This window comes from Clostridium sp. BL-8 (assembly GCF_002006495.1).
Classification (GTDB): Bacteria; Bacillota; Clostridia; order Clostridiales; family Clostridiaceae; genus Clostridium.
On sequence record NZ_LZZL01000028.1, the window covers coordinates 39,117 to 57,851 of the forward strand.

The 18,735-nt window shown below is 28.2% G+C and carries 12 protein-coding genes and 2 pseudogenes; 12 read left to right on the plus strand and 2 right to left on the minus strand.

The annotated features are described in order from the left end of the window. Position 1 precedes the first annotated feature (1 nt). Positions 2–1,738 carry an ABC transporter ATP-binding protein gene (locus CLOBL_RS11455; protein ID WP_077859151.1) on the minus strand — a complete coding sequence of 579 codons (1,737 nt, stop codon included), beginning with the start codon at positions 1,736–1,738 and terminating at the stop codon, positions 2–4. Positions 1,739–2,221: 483 nt separating this feature from the next. Between CLOBL_RS11455 and CLOBL_RS11460 the strand changes: the two genes are divergently transcribed. Continuing rightward, the gene (locus CLOBL_RS11460; protein WP_077859152.1) at positions 2,222–3,028 is read left to right on the plus strand and encodes a Cof-type HAD-IIB family hydrolase; all 807 of its coding nucleotides are present in this window, start codon (positions 2,222–2,224) and stop codon (positions 3,026–3,028) included. A gap of 47 nt (positions 3,029–3,075) precedes the next feature. Here the strand turns inward: CLOBL_RS11460 and CLOBL_RS11465 are convergent, their stop codons facing one another. Further along, positions 3,076–4,299 (minus strand): DEAD/DEAH box helicase, encoded by a 1,224-nt coding sequence (locus tag CLOBL_RS11465; RefSeq protein WP_077859153.1) that lies wholly within the window; start codon positions 4,297–4,299, stop codon positions 3,076–3,078. A 259-nt stretch (positions 4,300–4,558) separates the two neighbouring features. Here CLOBL_RS11465 and CLOBL_RS11470 point away from each other — a divergent pair, with 259 nt between their 5' ends. From CLOBL_RS11470 to CLOBL_RS11520, 11 genes and pseudogenes are all read left to right on the plus strand, one after another. After that, complete coding sequence (locus CLOBL_RS11470; protein ID WP_077859154.1) at positions 4,559–5,995, plus strand: DEAD/DEAH box helicase; 1,437 nt, start codon at positions 4,559–4,561, stop codon at positions 5,993–5,995. 328 nt (positions 5,996–6,323) lie between these two features. Next, complete coding sequence (locus tag CLOBL_RS11475) at positions 6,324–7,193, plus strand: methionyl aminopeptidase (RefSeq protein ID WP_009170812.1); 870 nt, start codon at positions 6,324–6,326, stop codon at positions 7,191–7,193. Between the two features lie 232 nt (positions 7,194–7,425). Further along, on the plus strand, positions 7,426–9,870 hold the full coding sequence (gene recQ, locus CLOBL_RS11480) for a DNA helicase RecQ (protein ID WP_077859155.1): 2,445 nt from the start codon (positions 7,426–7,428) through the stop codon (positions 9,868–9,870). Positions 9,871–9,985: 115 nt separating this feature from the next. Beyond that, on the plus strand, positions 9,986–10,486 hold the full coding sequence (locus tag CLOBL_RS11485; RefSeq protein ID WP_009170810.1) for a DnaJ domain-containing protein: 501 nt from the start codon (positions 9,986–9,988) through the stop codon (positions 10,484–10,486). Between the two features lie 723 nt (positions 10,487–11,209). Then, positions 11,210–11,882: pseudogene (gene sigI / locus CLOBL_RS11490) on the plus strand (RNA polymerase sigma factor SigI). A gap of 8 nt (positions 11,883–11,890) precedes the next feature. Then, positions 11,891–13,018, plus strand: a complete 1,128-nt coding sequence (locus CLOBL_RS11495; protein ID WP_077859156.1) for an anti-sigma factor domain-containing protein — start codon at positions 11,891–11,893, stop codon at positions 13,016–13,018. Positions 13,019–13,235: 217 nt separating this feature from the next. Beyond that, the gene (locus CLOBL_RS11500) at positions 13,236–15,017 is read left to right on the plus strand and encodes a bifunctional homocysteine S-methyltransferase/methylenetetrahydrofolate reductase (RefSeq protein WP_077859157.1); all 1,782 of its coding nucleotides are present in this window, start codon (positions 13,236–13,238) and stop codon (positions 15,015–15,017) included. Between the two features lie 29 nt (positions 15,018–15,046). After that, positions 15,047–15,598 carry a histidine phosphatase family protein gene (locus CLOBL_RS11505; protein WP_077859158.1) on the plus strand — a complete coding sequence of 184 codons (552 nt, stop codon included), beginning with the start codon at positions 15,047–15,049 and terminating at the stop codon, positions 15,596–15,598. Between the two features lie 170 nt (positions 15,599–15,768). Next, positions 15,769–17,010, plus strand: coding sequence for an NAD(P)-dependent oxidoreductase (locus CLOBL_RS11510; protein ID WP_077859159.1), 1,242 nt, complete (start codon positions 15,769–15,771; stop codon positions 17,008–17,010). Positions 17,011–17,155: 145 nt separating this feature from the next. After that, positions 17,156–18,154 (plus strand): LacI family DNA-binding transcriptional regulator, encoded by a 999-nt coding sequence (locus CLOBL_RS11515; RefSeq protein WP_077859160.1) that lies wholly within the window; start codon positions 17,156–17,158, stop codon positions 18,152–18,154. A 313-nt stretch (positions 18,155–18,467) separates the two neighbouring features. After that, positions 18,468–18,735: pseudogene (locus CLOBL_RS11520) on the plus strand (tagaturonate reductase); the annotation flags it as partial.

An 18,735-nucleotide genomic window follows, 5' to 3' on the forward strand; every position in this document is an offset into this window, starting at 1 on the left:
ATTAATTCGCCTCCAGTTCAAGTGTATTAAAGTCTTGAAATTGGTGGGAATAAACACTATAATATTTCCCTTTAGCATTAATTAAACTGTCATGATTACCTTTTTCAACGACTTTACCGTCTTTCATAAATAAAATAATATCAGCATTCTTTACTGCAGATATTCTATGCGCAATTATAAAGGTTGTTGTAGTCTTTGTTTTATTATTTTTTAGATTTTGAAGTACTTTGAACTCAGTTTCCATGTCAAGAGCAGAAGTTGAATCATCAAGAATAAGAATTGGCGATTTTCTAATCATTGCCCTTGATATAGACAATCTTTGTTTTTGGCCGCCTGATAATCCAAGACCTCTCTCACCTATAATAGTATCAAAACCTTCAGGCATTTCTTCAATAAAAGAATAAGCGCAACTGTCTTTAACTGCTTTTAGTAATTCCTTTTCAGATTTATTGCTGCCAAAATCAATATTATTTTTTATTGTATCAGAAAATAAAAATGTATCTTGAAAAACAATAGAAATATATGACCTTAAGGTTTCTAAGTTCCAATCTTTAACATTAACATTATCAACTAGTATTTCACCTTTGGTTACATCATAGTATCTTCCAATTAAAGAAATCAGGGTACTTTTCCCGCAGCCTGTGGTTCCCATTATAGCTACGCTGCTGCCAGCAGGGATATTTAAATTTATATCATGTAATACTTCAACATTATTATAAGAAAAGCTCACGTTTTTAAAAATTATATCTCCTTTAACTTTAGCTGGATTATAGCCATCTTCTTTGGAGACTATTTTTGATTTCCTATTCAATATATCTGAGATTTTTTCCATAGAAGCTTTATTTTGAGAAAGTAAATTTATAAGAGAACCTAAATTTCTCACACACCAAGAAAGATTAAAAATATAACTAGTAAATGCAACTAAGCTTCCTAAACTTAATTTACCCTGAATACATAAATATCCCCCAAACATTATCATTAAAATAGGAGCTGCGTTTGTTAAAAATTCAATTACAGGACCATAGGTACCGACTATTTTAGCCTGTTCAACATTTAAATCAAAGAACTTTTTATTTACCTTTAAAAATTTTGATATTTCATATTTTTCACGTGCAAAAGCTTTTACCAACCTAATTCCTGAGACATCCTGTTGAACAATAGAATTTATTTCAGCAGTTTGGTCACTGATCTTTGAATAAACAGTCCAAAACTTCTTGTCCATAATTGTTCCAATATAGGCTACTGGCAGTAATACGATTAAACATACGATTGTTAATGGAACATTTATGCTAAACATAATGATTGCAGATATTGAAAAAAGTATTATAGCTTCAATAAAAACTCTCATTCCAAAAGCTAAAGTATCCCAAACAATATCAACATCCTCAATTATTCTAGAAAGTAATTCGCCAGTATTGTTGCTGTCAAAAAAGGAAAATTCAAATGATTGAAATTTCAAATATAAATCTTGTCTGACCTTCTTGCAGACAATTAAGGCAAATTTATCAAACAGATATTCTTTTAAGTAACCTAAAACACCTTGGGTTAGAGAGAGTACAATTAAAATTATTATAAAAATAAATAAATCCTCTTTCATATCTCCAAGTATTATATTATCTACAAATATCTTTTGGAGATAAGGATAAGTACTATCTACACAAATGCATCCTATCATTGCAGTAATTGGAATGATTAGAAATTTCCAATGCCTGTTAATGTAAGTTTTAAATAATGTCATAAAGATTCCCCCTTTTATAAATATGAATTTTTTGAGCGCAAAAAAACACAGCCATTCAGAGCTGTGTTAAACGCAAAATAAAATATTGATAATAAAAAATAATATCAAATAATATGGATTTCACGAGGCTCCACAGATGAATAAATTAATATGTTTAATTTTACGAATTTATTAAATAATTTTATTATATTCATAGTTAAACCTCCTTTAATTTGTTATTTGAACATCATGTTGTAAATATACTATAAATTAACAAAAAAAACAAGAGAAAAATTAAATATATAATATTTAAGAGATAAAGGGAGAGATTTTAAAAATTTTTATAAGAATTTTATTTTGACTATTTAAAATATTATATGAAATTCAAAATAATTAATAAATGAGTATAAATTATCTAAGTTGATTATGATAAAATTATATATAATAAATCTATATATATTGAAATTTAATATTAACTGGTATAACTAAAATGTGAGGTGACTTATGAAAAATAAATTTGGTGGATATGTTATATTTTCAGATTTGGATGGAACATTATTGAATAATAACAAAAAAATTTCAAAGGAGAATATTGATGCGATTAATTACTTTATAAAAAATGGTGGAATGTTTTCAGTAGCAACAGGAAGAGTAATAGAGGCTACTGAAGAGTATATCTCCAGCATCAAAATGAATTTGCCGATAATAGTATATAATGGTGGACTTATTTATGATTATAACAATAAAAAAGTAATTATGGAGAAATTCATAGATGAAGAGCAAAAACAAGTTGTCAAAAGGCTATTAATAGATTACAAAAACATAGGGATAGAGATATATGCAAATAGAAAATTGTATGTTATAAAAGACTCTGGCCATTCAAAGAGACCTGCCACAAAAATGCTTGATATAATTTACAATGTTACAGAAGAAATATTCTTAAAAGAGTGGAATAAAGTATTGATTGTTGGAGAACCTAACATAATCAATGATGTTGAGGAAAGTTTTTATAATAAATATAATATAAAAGGTACTAGAAGCGGGAGAACCTCTTATGAAATTTTACCATTGAACGAATCGAAAGGACAAGCATTGAGAAATATAAAAGAGAGGTTTGATTTGAATTCTAAAAAGGTTATATGTGTAGGGGATAACATGAATGACTTAGAATTATTAAAGGAAGCTGACTTTTCATTTTGTCCTGAAAATGGATCAGATGAATTGAAAAAGCATGCGAATTTCATTGCTTCAAGTAATGAAGAACACGTGATAAAATATATCGTTGATTGGCTTGAGAATAATGCAATATAATAAAAAGATTTCTATCCTAATTCTTAGATAGAAATCTTTTTATTTAACTAATTATGAAATTTTGATTTGAAAACTTTATTATTGTAAGAATTACTTTTAACTTTAGGTGATTTTTGATCGGCTGTATAAGCATAATCTTCTAAGATACCGCCAAAGACCTTCTTTTGCTCAAATTGTATATTAAATTCCTTTTCATACTTCTTAATTATATTAAGTTGTTTTGCCGTAGCTAAACATATAGACGTTCCATGAGCGTTCCCTCTGGCAGTCCTGCCAGATCTATGTAAATATTCATTTAATTTCAATGGTAAATCTAAGTGGAATACATGGGTTACGCCATCAACATCAAGACCTCTTGCGGTAACATCTGATGAAACTAATATTTTAATTTTTCCATTTCTAAAACTTTCTATTGCAAGTTTTCTATCTTCTTTAGAGATCTTACCGGTCATAGCAAAGCAATCCTTACTGTGATAGTTTAATTTTACTGTTGTGAGCTCAATATCCTCATTATCATTAACAAAAATAATTGCTTTATCAGGATTAACAGCTACAAGAAGCTTTCTTAAGGTTTCAAATTTATCACGTCTTTCACATACAATAAACATATGCTTAATATTAGGGTTTATAGAAGGCTTGCTTTCAGTTTTTAAAATAATTGGATCTTTCATTAAAGATTTAGCAGTTTCTAAAGTTTCAGGCTTTATAGAAGCAGAAAATACCATAAGCTGTCTATCTTTCATAGTTGTTTTTATTATATTTTTAGTTATAGCATCTCTTTTAGGATCCAATAAATTATCTCCTTCATCTATAACAATAGTTTTAATAGTATGAGCAGTTATCTTCTTTTTTTGTATGAGATCAAGGATTCTTCCAGTTGATCCAACAATTATATGTGGCTTAATATCTTTTAACTTTTTTATCTGATTGTTTATATTAACATCTCCAATAATTGATAGAGATGTTAGAGGAACACCAGAGTTTTCAGCCAAAAGTTTGATTTGGTCTTCTATCTGTATTGCTAACTCGTGGGTTGGAGCCAAAATTATTCCCTGCATTTCTCTTTTAGCAGTGTCTATTTTATGAAAAAGTGGTATAAGGTATGCTAAGGTTTTCCCGCTTCCAGTAAATGCTTCACCAATTACATCCTTATTTTCAAGAGCTGGCATGATAGCTGAAGCTTGAATAGGTGTTGGAATAGTTATTCCCTGTTTTTTAAGACCTTCTATTATATTTGAATTTAAATTTAAATCAGTAAATGAAGTACTCATTAATTTCTCCTTTATAATTCGATTTTGTTTATAATAAAATGCATAAACTGTGCTTATGACAATCTGATATAAATCCAATAAAAACAGCCATTTAAAAATTTAAGTGGACTATATCTATGCATAATCAATTAATTATATCCTTATTGTCTTTATTTTTCTAGTTATATATTTTTATTCTTTTTTCTTAAGAGTATGTTTTAAAAATAGAGAAGAATGGTATAATAAGAAAGATTTATATAGATGAGGAGAATTTTAAGTAATGAATAGTGAATTTAGTGAGTTCAAAATAGGAGAAGAACTTTTGAAATCAATTGAAGGTCTTGGATATAAAAAGCCATCAGAAGTTCAAGAGAAAGTTATACCAGAGATTCTATTAAATAAAGATGTTATAGTTAAATCTCAGACAGGAAGCGGAAAGACAGCAGCTTTTGCTATTCCATTATGTGAAAAGATAGATTGGGATGAAAATAGCCCACAAGCATTGATTTTAACTCCAACCAGAGAGCTTGCTATTCAAGTAAATGAGGATATATCTAATATAGGAAGATTTAAAAGAATAAAAGCTGTTGCTGTATTTGGTAAGACACCAATATCAGAACAGGAAAGAAAATTAAAACAAAAAACTCATATTGTAGTCGGAACTCCAGGAAGGATTTTAGATCATATAGATAGAGGAAGTTTAAATGTAGAAAAAATTAAGTATTTTGTTATCGATGAAGCAGATGAAATGCTAAATATGGGATTTATAGGGCAAGTTGAAGGAATAATTAGAAGAATTCCAAAGAAAAAGGTCACTATGTTATTTTCAGCCACAATTCCAGAGGAAATAAAGGATTTGTGTGAAAAACATATGAGCAGGCCAGTGGATATAAGCATTAAAAGTCAAAAACTTATTACAACTAATATCGAACACAATTTGTACTATGTTGAGTATGAAAAAAAGTTAGAATCATTAGATAAAATATTAATATATGAAAAGCCTGAGACTGCAGTGATATTTGCTAAAACTAAAGAAAATGTAGATAAAGTTTTTGAATATTTAAAGTTAAAAGGATATTCAACAAATAAAATTCATGGTGGTATGCTGCAAAAAGATAGATTAAATACAATGGAAAACTTTAGACGTGGAGATTTTAGATTACTTGTTGCAACAGATTTAGCTTCAAGGGGAATTGATATTGAAGGAATTACTCATGTAATAAACTTTGATCTTCCAGTAGAAAAAGAAGCTTATGTACATAGAATAGGAAGAACAGGAAGAGCTGGAGCAAAGGGAAAAGCGATAAGTTTATGCATTGAAGGTAAGGATAGATTATTAAGTGATATAGAAGAATTTATTGGCTTTAAAATTCCAGTCTATGACTTATCTGAGTATGATAAAATAAAAATTGATGAAGGAATAGAACTGCTTAAAAGTAAACCTAAGAGGAAAAAAGAAAAAGCTAAAATTATAAATACTAATATAACTAAGATCTATTTAAGTGGTGGAAAGAAAAAGAAAATTCGCCCTGGTGATATTGTCGGTGCCATTTGTAACATAGAAGGGCTAAGTGCAGATGATATTGGAATTATTGATATACAGGAATCTGTATCTTATGTAGATATATTAAATGGAAAAGGTAATAAAGTTATTAAGGAATTAAAAGATATGACTATTAAAGGTAAAAAAATAAACGTTCAAAAAGCTAATAAATAAGGTGTTTATTAATACTTATAGAAGTAAAATAAATATGAGTTTAAGGCATAAGAAATAATATGCTTTTGGAGATGAATCATTCCAAACTGTTGAATTAAATTTCATTAAAGTGTATTATAAGTTTTGGAAAGATAAGTTATAAATAACAGTAAAATTAGAATGAAGTAACAATTTGTTATACATAATTTGCAATAATAAAGGTTGCGAAATCTAATTTTAACATGCAGTTTATAGGATGAACATTTAAATTCAGATTATTGTATTATAGTAATAGAATAATAGGTTTTGAATATGAAAATATGATAATTTAAAGAGGTGTATTACAAGAATGATTTTAGACAGAAATTCAAAATGTTGGTGTGGTAGTGGTTTGAAATATAAAAAATGCCATTTAGAATTTGATGAAAAAATAGAAAGTTATAGACGCAAAGGGCATATAGTACCGCCTAGAGATGTAATAAAGAGCCCTAAAGATATAGAAGGTATTAAAAAAAGCTGTAAAGTTAATGATGGTGTCTTAGATTTAGTGGCAAGTAAAATTAAAGCGGGCATGAGCACAGCAGAAATAGATAAAATAGTATATGATTATACAATTCAAAATGGTGCAATTCCGGCACCTTTAAATTTTGAAGGATTTCCAAAGAGTGTGTGTACATCAATTAATAATGAGGTGTGCCATGGGATTCCAGATGAAAGCATTATATTAAAAGACGGAGACATAATTAATGTTGATGTATCTACAATTTTAGATGGATATTATTCTGATGCATCTAGAATGTTTATGATTGGTGACGTTAGTGAAGAGGCAAAAAGATTGGTAACAGTGGCTAAAGAATGCATGATTAAGGGAATTGAGGCAATAAAGCCATGGGGATTTCTTGGTGATATTGGTTATGCCTGTGCTGAACATGCTCATAAAAACGGTTATACAATAGTTAGAGCTTTAGGAGGACATGGAGTTGGAAATCAATTTCATGAGGAACCATTTGTTCCACATGTGGGGGAAAAAGGAACTGGAATGCTGCTTGTACCAGGAATGGTCCTTACTGTAGAGCCAATGGTTAATCAAGGTGTTTATGATGTATATGTTGATGAAGAAAATGAATGGACAATTTATACAGATGATGATAAGCTATCAGCACAATGGGAACATACAGTACTGATCACTGAAGATGGTGTAGAAATTTTAGCTAAGTAGAGTTTAAATTACATTTACTATATTGGAAAATAGGATTGATAAATAATAATTAACTATCAATCCTATTTTCATTCAAAAAAGCAAAATTAATTTTTAGTGATGATTAAAGTTTGCATAATTGCGTCTATAATTAAAGATAATGTAAAACTTATAAATTTAGGTACATATAATTTTAATTGTTATAATATCTCACGTACCTTATGAAGCAATCTATTTAAGGAGTAATACGTTTATGAATAACTTAGCATATGAAGTTCTAGAAAAATATTATGGTTATAAGAACTTTAGAAAAGGTCAAGAAGTAATAATCGATAAAATAATTAAAGGAGAAGATGTACTTGCTATAATGCCAACAGGTGGTGGTAAGTCTATTTGTTACCAGATACCGGCACTTATTCTAGAAGGAATAACAATAGTAATATCTCCTCTCATATCTCTTATGAAGGACCAGGTAGATACTTTAAAAGAGATGGGAATTAAAGGGGCATTAATTAACAGTACTTTAAGTGCTGTAGAAGAAAATGAAGTGATTAAAAGTCTTGAAAATGGAGATATTAAAATTCTATATATAGCACCTGAAAGATTAGAATCTTTTGAGTTTTTAAATATTATTTCGAGATGTAATATTTCTCAGGTAGCTGTAGATGAAGCTCATTGTATTTCACAATGGGGACACGATTTTAGAAGTAGTTATAGAAAAATATCTCATTTTATCAGTTTGCTGAGTAATAGGCCTATAGTAACAGCTTTTACTGCAACTGCATCACAAGAAGTAAGGGAAGATATAATAAGTCTTCTTAGATTAAAAGCTCCTAATGTATTCATAACTGGTTTTGATAGAGAAAATTTAACTATAAATGTAATTAAAAGTGGGAGTAAGAAAGAGTATTTACAAAGTTATATTGAGAATAATAAAGAAGTTTCAGGAATTATATATGCTGCTACAAGAAAAGAAGTTGATAATTTATATGAAATTTTAAACTCTAAAGGATATAATGTCACTTCATACCATGCAGGATTATCAGAAAAAATAAGAAAAGAAAATCAAGAGAACTTTATTTATGATAAAGCAAACATAATGATTGCAACTAATGCATTTGGGATGGGGATTGATAAGCCTAATATTAGGTATGTAGTTCATTATAATATGCCTAGAAATATAGAAAGCTATTATCAGGAAATCGGAAGAGCAGGAAGAGATGGAGAACAAAGTGAGTGCACACTATTGTTTTCACCTCAAGATGTTCAAGTTCAAAAGTATTTAATTGAAAATTCCATAGAAGATTTTGAAAGAAAAAATAATCAATATAGAAAACTTCAGCAAATGATGGATTTTGTGTATAGCAATGATTGTTATAGAAAATATATTTTAGAGTATTTTGGAGAAACATATGATAGACAATGTGATAAATGCAGTAATTGTTTGAGTGAAGGTGAACTTGTTGATAAGACTGTAGAAGCACAGAAAGTACTTTCTTGTATATATAGGATGAAACACAAATTTGGAATTGGAATGCTTGTTGATGTGCTTAGAGGTTCTAAGAATAAAAAGGTTTTACAATTTCACTTTGATGAACTTTCAACTTATGGATTAATGAAGGAATATTCAACTGAAGAACTTAAAACTTTTATTAACACATTAATTTCACATGGATTTATAAATGTTATTGAAGGAACATATCCGGTGTTAAGTTTAAATGAAAGATCTAGAAATGTTTTGACATCCCAGGAAAAAGTAGAACTAAAGGAATTTAAAGTAGAAAAGAAAGTCAGAGAAGATAATGAATTATTTGAAACTCTTAGGGCAATAAGACAAGAATTAGCTAGGGAAAATGGGGTCCCACCATATATTGTATTTGGGGATGTTACTCTAAAAGAAATGGCTATAAATTACCCAGTAACGAGAGAGAAGATGCTTAAAATTTCAGGTGTAGGTGAAGTTAAGTATAATAAATATGGAAAAGCCTTTGAAGATGCCATAATAAAATTTATAGAAGAACATAATATAGAAGTACCTGAGCAGAAAGAAACTGATGTAAACTCTGACTTAAAAGGCAAAGAAGATCTTAAGCTTGAAGTAAAAACAGATTTAGAATTATATAATATTTTGAATAATATAAGAAAAGAACTTGCGAAGAAAGAGAATGTATTACCTCAAGCTATTCTAACAATGAATACATTAAAAGAAATAAGTGGAAGATACCCGGACACATTAGAAAAACTAAAGGATATAAGTGGAATGGGACCTAAGAAAATAAGTGAATATGGTGAAAGACTTATAAGAGCAGTAAATGAATATTTATTAGAAAATAATAAAGAAATTCATTGGGTAGAGAGAAAAAGAAGAAAAGTCATATTAGATGGGGAAACAAGAGAAAGTAATCAAATAGCTATAGATATGCTTAAAGAAAAGATAAGTATTCATGACGTATCAGAAAAGATAGAGCTTTCAATTTCAACTATTCTGGGATACGTAACTGATTATATAAAAGAATATGGTGAAAATATTTTTACCATTGATTTAGATGAATTTTATAATAAGGAAGATGAAGCATTGATTATAAATGCTTGTGAGAAAAACGGATATGACAAAATAAATATTATAAAAAGAGAACTACCTTCATATATAAAATATGAGAGTATACGGTCAGTAATTTTAAAAAAGTATTTTATATAGAAAGGTTAAATTTCATAAAGAACTCATGAAAAGCCGCAAAACCTAAGAATATTAATAACTTTTATAAATATATTTAATAGTGAAATAAAAGTTTAATATTAAGAGGTGTATTAAGGTGGATCCATATGAAGCTTTAGGAATAGAAAGAACCGCTTCTGAAGAAGAGATAAAAAGTAAATTCAAAGAAGTTATTGAAGAATATGCTCACAATCAAGATAATACGTCAGAACAAAAAATTCAAACACTTAGAACAGCTTATGATTTAATTATTAATGAGGAACTATATAAAGAAATCAGAGCATTGATTGATAGTAATAATTTTTTAGATGCAGAAACAAAATTAAATATATTAAATAATACTAATTCTGCAGAATGGAATTACCTTAAAGGGTTTGTACTAGTTCAAAAAGGCTGGTATGAAAGTGGATTGAATTATTTGACAAAAGCTACACAATTGGAGCCAGATAATATTGAATATTTGAGCGGATTAAATAAATTACAGACAAGGTTTATTGATTATATCAAAAAATATTCTCAAAAAAATGTGCAGCCTAATTCCAACAATGTGAATGCTTGCGGTGGAAACAATAATGGTAGTAGTGGAGGAACATGTTAAAAGAGTTACGAGTGACGAATGGCAAGTAATAAATCAAATTTTGGAATAGTTTATCTAGAATGATTTATAAAGAATTTGATTGATATAATAAAAGAATTATGCTATACTAAAAAAGCAGTTGGTACGTAAAGTGCTAATGTGGAGCTTAGAGTGTCCTTCGCCGGTCTCTAAGCTCCTTTTGTTATATTCATAGTTATAAAATTCTGGATAATCAATTAAAAAATACGATATATCTTCAGATAAAGATATTCATATTAATCATATTATAAATCTAATATGGAATATAATTATGATATGTGAAAATTTATCATTTTAATTAAAAATAAGCTAATACATGATATAATATTAAATAGAAGTTTTTATAGTTAAATATTATAATTAAAATATATATATTGCAATTAGTTTTATACATTTTACATCTAGATATTTACTTAGCCTATAAGCCTTCCAAATGTAAATTTATTATTGCAACATATATATTTTAAATAAGGTTTGAAAATATATGGATTTTATAATTTATAAATTATTTATAAGACTAAGGTGAATATAGTTATTTGCAATGTTTAATTTTATGGACAAACTAAATATTATAATTGTTCATTTATATTAAATAAAGTTGTTAAATTTAGACTATATAATAAAGTCTTTCTTTTATTCAATAAAAAGTACCAAAAAATATAATTTATATTGTATATATTAATGACCGGAGAAGGGAGCGTAGATATGCTCGAATGTGTTTTAGTAGATTTAAATGTTGATAAGAACACAGATGTAAATGAACTTATTAAAAAGCATATGCCTTTTATAATAAAAAGCATTTCGGATGTTACAGGAAGATATGTATCATGTGAAAATGATGAGGAATTAAGTGTTGGTCTGCTTGGTTTCCACGAGGCAATTGAAAGATATGATAATGAGAAGGGACATTTTCTATCTTATGCAAAGCTCGTTATAGGAAGTAGAATCAAGAATTATTTAAAGGGTGAAAATAGACATCAGCATTCATCGTTAGATGAATTAGTGGATAAGGGTTTAGACATTAAAGATGAATATTTTGAACCTAAAGAGGATAATAGTATCCTTATAGAAGAGATCAATAAACTAAAAATTGAAATAAGTTCATTTGGATTTACGTTTGAAGACTTAGTTAATGAAGCTCCTAAGCAACAAGCAACAAGCAACGAGGAAAAATGCAATTATCTTATCAGAAGAGATAAGTAAGGAAGAAGAATTTACTTCTTTTATGTATCTAAAAAAACGATTGCCAATAAAGAGAATCGTTCTGAAATTTTCTGTAACAGAAAAGGTAATAAAAAGAAGTAAGAAATTTATAATTTCTGTAGTAATAATAATTGATAAAAGACTCAATGCTTTAAGGAATTGGATAAGGAAGTAGGTGAAAAAATGAATAAGGGAATAATAATGGAGGTAAAGAAAAATTATGCTATTGCTTTAAATGACCATGGTGTAATGGACAAAATAATTTTTAAAGAAAACATGAAAATCGGACAAAAAATATTTTATTTCGAGGACGATATTATAAATAGTACTAGTAATAGGCATAGATATAATAATTTTATAAAAACATTAGGATCAATTGCAGCAGTATTTTTAATTGTATTCACCTTCTTTCATACGATGAAACCCCAGGAAGCATATGCAGTTGTTAGTTTGGATATTAATCCAAGTATACAAATTGAAGCGGACAACAAGCTTAACATCATTAAGGTAGAGGGCGTTAATGATGATGGAAAAAATATTGATTTTAGCGATATTAAGGATATTTCTCTTGAGAGTGGAATGCAAAAAATAAAGGATAAACTTGAAGAGAAGAATTATTTAAATACTAATAAAGATGTACTAGTTGGTTATGCATTTGTTAATAATGAAGACAATAGTAAATATGAAGAAGATCTTATAGGTACAATTGATTCAACTTTTGATCAACAGGATGTAGTCTATGTTAAAGGTGATAAAGAAGCAGTTGATGAAGCCAAAACAAAAAACATAAGTTTAGGCAGATATGAAGCAGCTCTTAAAGTTGAAGATCAAGGTATAAAGAATAATATTGATAAAGCACCAGTTAAGGAAATTACTGCAAGTATACGAGATAACGCTGAAGATCAACAATGGAATTCAGAAGATCAAAAAAATAATACTCAAGATCCAAATGTTAATTCAGAAGTCAATAGTGACAAGCAAGTGATAGAAAGACCTAATTTAGATGCAGCTTCTGATAATACAGAATCAAATGTAGATTCTGTAAAGGGGGATAAGGATAATACTAATACCAATAAACCTGAAAAAAACAATACTATTATAGAAGTACAGCCAGATTCTCCAGTACAAAATGGTTCAAACACCAATACTGAAAATAGTAGTAGTGGTAACACAGGTAGTTCAACAACGCCACCAAAAGATAATAGTATTGATGTGCTGCCAAACAATGGAACCACTCCAAATAGTACTGCTTCAGGTAAAAATGAAAATGCATCAGGTCAAGTGATAACACAAGATCAATCAAAAAAATAGTGAATTTTAAGGATTTAAATACTAAAATGAATGTTTTCTATAGTCCTTATATAAAATAGGTTTATCAAAATGATAAACCTATTTTTTATACCAATATATAAAGTTCTATCTGTATAGCCCAGTAAACTAAATTGTTTTAGATAAAATTAAGGACGAGAAAAGATTTTTATAGTATACTTACTTTAGTATTATTAATGAAAAATTGGGGAGATTAGAAATGATAAAAGATTATTTGCAAGATAATATATTAATATTTGATGGAGCCATGGGAACATATTATTCGGAGTTAACGGGGAATGATATTTCTTACTGTGAATTTGCCAATTTAGATGACCGAGATACAATAAAAAAAATACATAAAGAATATATTAATGCTGGTGCAAAATTAATAAGAACGAATACTTTTTCAGCTAATACACATGATCTTGGAGTATCATATGAAACGTTAAAAAATATAATTAAATCTGGAATAGATATAGCAAAGGAGGTTACTCAAAACACCTCGGTTTTTATAGGAGCAAGTATTGGTCCTATAAAAGAAGACAATATAGATGAATCTCAAGAGGATATACTAAAGGAATATAAATATATAGTAGACTGCTTCTTAAATAATAATATAAATATTTTTGTATTTGAAACTTTTAGTAATTATAAATATTTAAAAGAAATATCTGAATATATAAAAGGAAAGGATTCTAAGAGTTTTATATTAACGCAATTTGCAGTAAAACCAGATGGCTTCACAAGAGATGGAATTAGCGCTAGTAAATTAATTAAGAAAGTTAAAGAGATTAAAATAATTGATTCATATGGATTCAATTGTGGATCCGGACCTACTCATGTGGCTGAATTTATCAGAACAATAGATATAGAAAATGATATTGTTTCAGCTATTCCAAATGCTGGGTATCCGGAAATAATTCATGAGAGAACTGTTTATCCTAACAATCCAGTATACTTTGCTAATAAAGTTAATGCAATGACGACGCTTGGAGTATCTATAATAGGTGGATGTTGCGGAACAAATCCAAATTATATTAAGGAATTAGTCGCATTAATTAAAAATAATTCAAATGAAATTAATTCGTATAGCAAGAAAGAAGAAATAAAAGAATATAAAGAAAAAACAGAAAATACATTCAAAGATAAACTTGATAAAAATGAATTTGCCATTGCAATAGAATTATCAGCGCCTATTAACACTGATATATCCAAGCTTATGGCAGGAGCTAAAATATGTAAAGAAAATAACATTGATTTAGTAACAATTCCAGATTCGCCAATGTCAAAGGTAAGAGCTGATTCGACGATTATAGCATCTAAAATAAAGAGAGAAATAGGAATTGAAGTTATGCCGCATATATGCTGCAGAGATAGGAATACAAACGCTATAAGGTCTAGTTTAATAGGTTCACATATTGAAAACATAAGGAATATACTAGCAATTACAGGAGATCCTATATCTGATGCAAATAAGATTGAAACTAAAAGTGTGTTTAACTTAAATTCATTTAGACTCATGAAACTAATAAATGATATGAATGAAGATTTATTTAAAGAAGATAACATTTATATAGGTGGTGCTTTGAATTTAAATGTGTTAAATAAAGATGTTGAATTTAACCGCATGTTAAAAAAAATAGATAATGGAGCAAAATTCTTTTTGACACAGCCTATATATGAAGATAATGCTATTGAATTTCTAAGTAAAATAAAGGCAAAAACTAATGTGAAAATTTTAGCTGGACTTCTTCCAATTGTAAGTTATAGAAATGCAGTGTTTTTAAATAATGAGCTTCCAGGAGTTAAAATTCCTGAAAGATATATGAAGATGTTCTCAGAAGACATGAGTAAGGAAGAAGCACAAGAAATTGGTATTAATATTGCTGTAGAGATTGGAAATAAACTAAAGGGAGTTTCGGATGGATTGTATTTCATAACTCCGTTTAATAGAGTAAATATGTTAATTGATATAGTAAAACAGCTTCAATTAAGTTAATAATATATTTTACGACAAGAGGGATTTTTATGAGAATAGGTCTTATAAGACATTTTAAAGTTAATTACCATAAAAAGTTTTTTATGACCTCAAAAGAATTCAAAGAATGGGAAGAAAATTATAATAAAAGTGATGTTATAAAAAATGACGTAGAGCTCAAGGGTATAAAATGGGATAAATGTTATTCTAGTACTCTTATAAGGGCATTGATTACAGCACAGCACGTCTATAAAGAAGATATAGTTACAAATGATTTGATTCGAGAAACTATAATTGATCCTGTATTTAAAAGTGATTTAAAACTACCTTATTGGTTTTGGGCGGTTAGCGGAAGAATTGCTTGGTACTTTAATCATAAATCACAAGAAGAAAATAGAACAATAACAAGAAAAAAGGCTAGACAATTTGTTGATTTATTACAAGAAGAGGCAATAAAAGAGGGATCAGAGAATATTTTGGTTGTTACACACGGCTTCTTCATGTATAGTCTCCAAAAAGAACTAAAAAAAAGAGGGTTTTCAGGGAAGTTAATATATAGCCCTAAAAATGGAATATTATATTTATACAAGAAATTTAATTAAATTGTATCTTTTTATATTTTCTATGTCTAAAACTAAATTAATATGAAAAAATATGCTATCATTTTATTGGAAAAGGATAGCATATTTTATTATAAGTAGTTGAAATAAAGGATAATTTAAGTTACTATATACTATACTGAGTATAAAAAATAAAAAGGAGATTTTTATATATGGAAAATAAGAAATTTTTAGTAGATGAAGCAAATAGATGTTTATTGTGTAAAAATCCAAGATGTACGGCAAACTGCCCCATTAATACGCCTATACCTGAAATTATAAGTCTTTATAAAGAAGGAAAAGTTAAAGAGGCTGGGGAAATATTATTTAATAACAATCCTCTTTCGGTAGTTTGTTCATTAGTATGTCCTCATGAAGACCAATGTAAAGGAAATTGTGTAAGAGGAATTAAAGGAGAACCAATAAGCTTTCATGACATAGAGGATGAAATATCAAAAAAATACATAGAGGAGACACATTTTGAAAATGTAGAGAAAGATAAAGATAGAATTGCTATAATAGGCGGTGGTCCAGCTGGAATAACTATTGCATTTATTTTAGCAAGAAAAGGATATGACATTACTATATTTGATGCTCATGGTCAGATTGGTGGAGTACTTAGATACGGTATACCAGAATATAGATTACCTAAGAAATTAATATATACAATAGAAGAAAGACTTGTTGAACTTGGTGTAAAAATTAGACCTAATACACTTATTGGTCCTGTTATTACATTAGATAGATTATTTGAAGATGGATATAAGGCTGCATTTATTGGAACTGGAGTATGGAACCCTAAAACATTGGATATTAAGGGAGAAACTCTTGGTAATGTACATTATGCTATAGATTATTTGAAATCACCAGAATTCTATAGATTAGGAGATAATGTAGCTATAATAGGAGCTGGAAATGTTGCTATGGATGCAGCTAGAAGTGCTAAAAGATATGGAGCTAAAAATGTAACTATACTTTATAGGAAAGGCTTTGAGGAAATGCCTGCTACAAAGCAGGAAATAAGAGAAGCTAAGGAAGATGGTATTAAGTTTGAATTACTTAGAGCTCCGATTGAAATAAAAGAAAATGGAATAAAATTAGCTGTTACAGAAAATGTGACTGATTCAGAAGGAAGAGTTAAAACAAAAATAATAGAAGGGAAAGAAGAATTTTTTGACTGTGATTCAGTAATTATTGCAGTAAGTCAAAATCCTAGAGCAAATATAGTATCTAATACAACAGAACTAAATACTAACAAATGGGGATTACTAATTACTGATGATAAAGGAAATACAACTAAAAAGGGAACATTTGCCTCTGGAGATGTAGTTACTGGAGCAAAAACAGTCGTAGAAGCAGTAGTCCAAGCAAAAATAGTAGCAGAGACTATTGAGGAATATTGCAAAAATAATTAGAATTAATGCTTGATATATTATTAAAAAATAATTCAAATTAGAAAAATAATTAATATTAATGTAAGATAGAAATTAAATATTTTTATATATCTGAGTTATTATGGTAAAATATACTTATACAATTATGACAGGGGAGTATAGAGAGATGAGTGTAACGATAAAAGATATAGCCAAAATAGCAAATGTTTCGCACACAACAGTATCCCGAGCGCTTAATAACAGTCCATATATAAATGAGGATACTAAAATTAAAATTAAGACTTTGGCAAAGGAATTGAATTATGTGCCGAATTACAATGCAAAAAGTCTGGTTTTATTAAAATCATATGTTATAGGTGTTTTCTTTTCATCAATAGGAAATGGTACGTCTGACACATTCTTCCATGAAATTGTTAAAGGTATCAGTAAAGTAATGGATAAAGAATATAATCTAGTTATTAGAGGAATTGACGATTATGCTAATTCATATCCAATTGATAATAAAAACTTTGATGGAATAATAGTAGTAAGCCAAAGAAAAGATGATGATAAATTCATTGAAAATATTATTGAAAAAGGTATACCTACTGTAGTTATAAACAGATACATAGAAAATAATCAATTGGTAAACATTATGTCTAATGATACGAAAGGATCGTATGATGCAGTTACTTATTTTATAGAAAATAATCACCAAAAAATTGCTTTGATCGAAGGAAATAAGGAATTTGAATCTAGTGAGTACAGACGAAAAGGATATATAAAAGCACTAGAGGATCATAATATTCCAATTAAAGATGAATATATTATGAGTGGCAGATATGATATGAAAAGCGGGTATATAAATATGACAAAGCTGCTAGAGTTAAAAGATAGACCGACTGCGGTATTTTGTTCTAATGATGATATTGCGGTGGGGGCTATGAAAGCTATAGATGAAGAAGGATTAAGTGTTCCTAATGATATATCTATTATAGGATTTGATGATAGTAACTTTTGTAACTATGTTACTCCAACATTGTCGAGTGTAAAAAAGGATTCATTAACAATGAGTGAATATGGTGGCATAAACCTATTAAATTTAATAAGCAATAAAGAAGCAAATAAGACTAAGGTGTATATTGAATCTAAACTTATTATAAGGAATTCGGTTAAGAAATTATAAAAAATTATTACAATAATTAGCTAATGAAATGGCTAATTATTGTAAACTTTGGTTAAACGTTAACAAAAGGTATTGCATTATTAAGTCATAAAGACTATAATATAAATTGTAAATGTACGATTTGTGCATTTTTGTTCACGTTAACATCTTCTGATAATATTTTTTGTTAACGTGAACAAGGATTTCTATATTATTATTTAGTTTTTATTTATATTAATTAAGTAATCAAATAACCACTTGATATATAGAAGGATTAAATATTATTAAGTGGGTTTTGATAATATATTAAAAATTAAGTTTGGAGGAGAAAGGAATGAAACTAAATAAATCATTATTCAAAGAGTTTAAGACTTATCCAGAAAAAGTTTTACAATTTGGAGAAGGAAATTTTCTAAGAGCCTTTGTTGATTGGCAAATAGACAAGATGAATGATGAAGCAGATTTTAATGGTAGTGTGGTAGTAGTCCAACCCTTAGAAGCTGGATTGATTGACAAATTAAATGATCAAGACAGTTTATACACATTATATCTTCAAGGAATGAAAGATGGTAAAGCATCGAAAACTCATAAGGTAATTAACA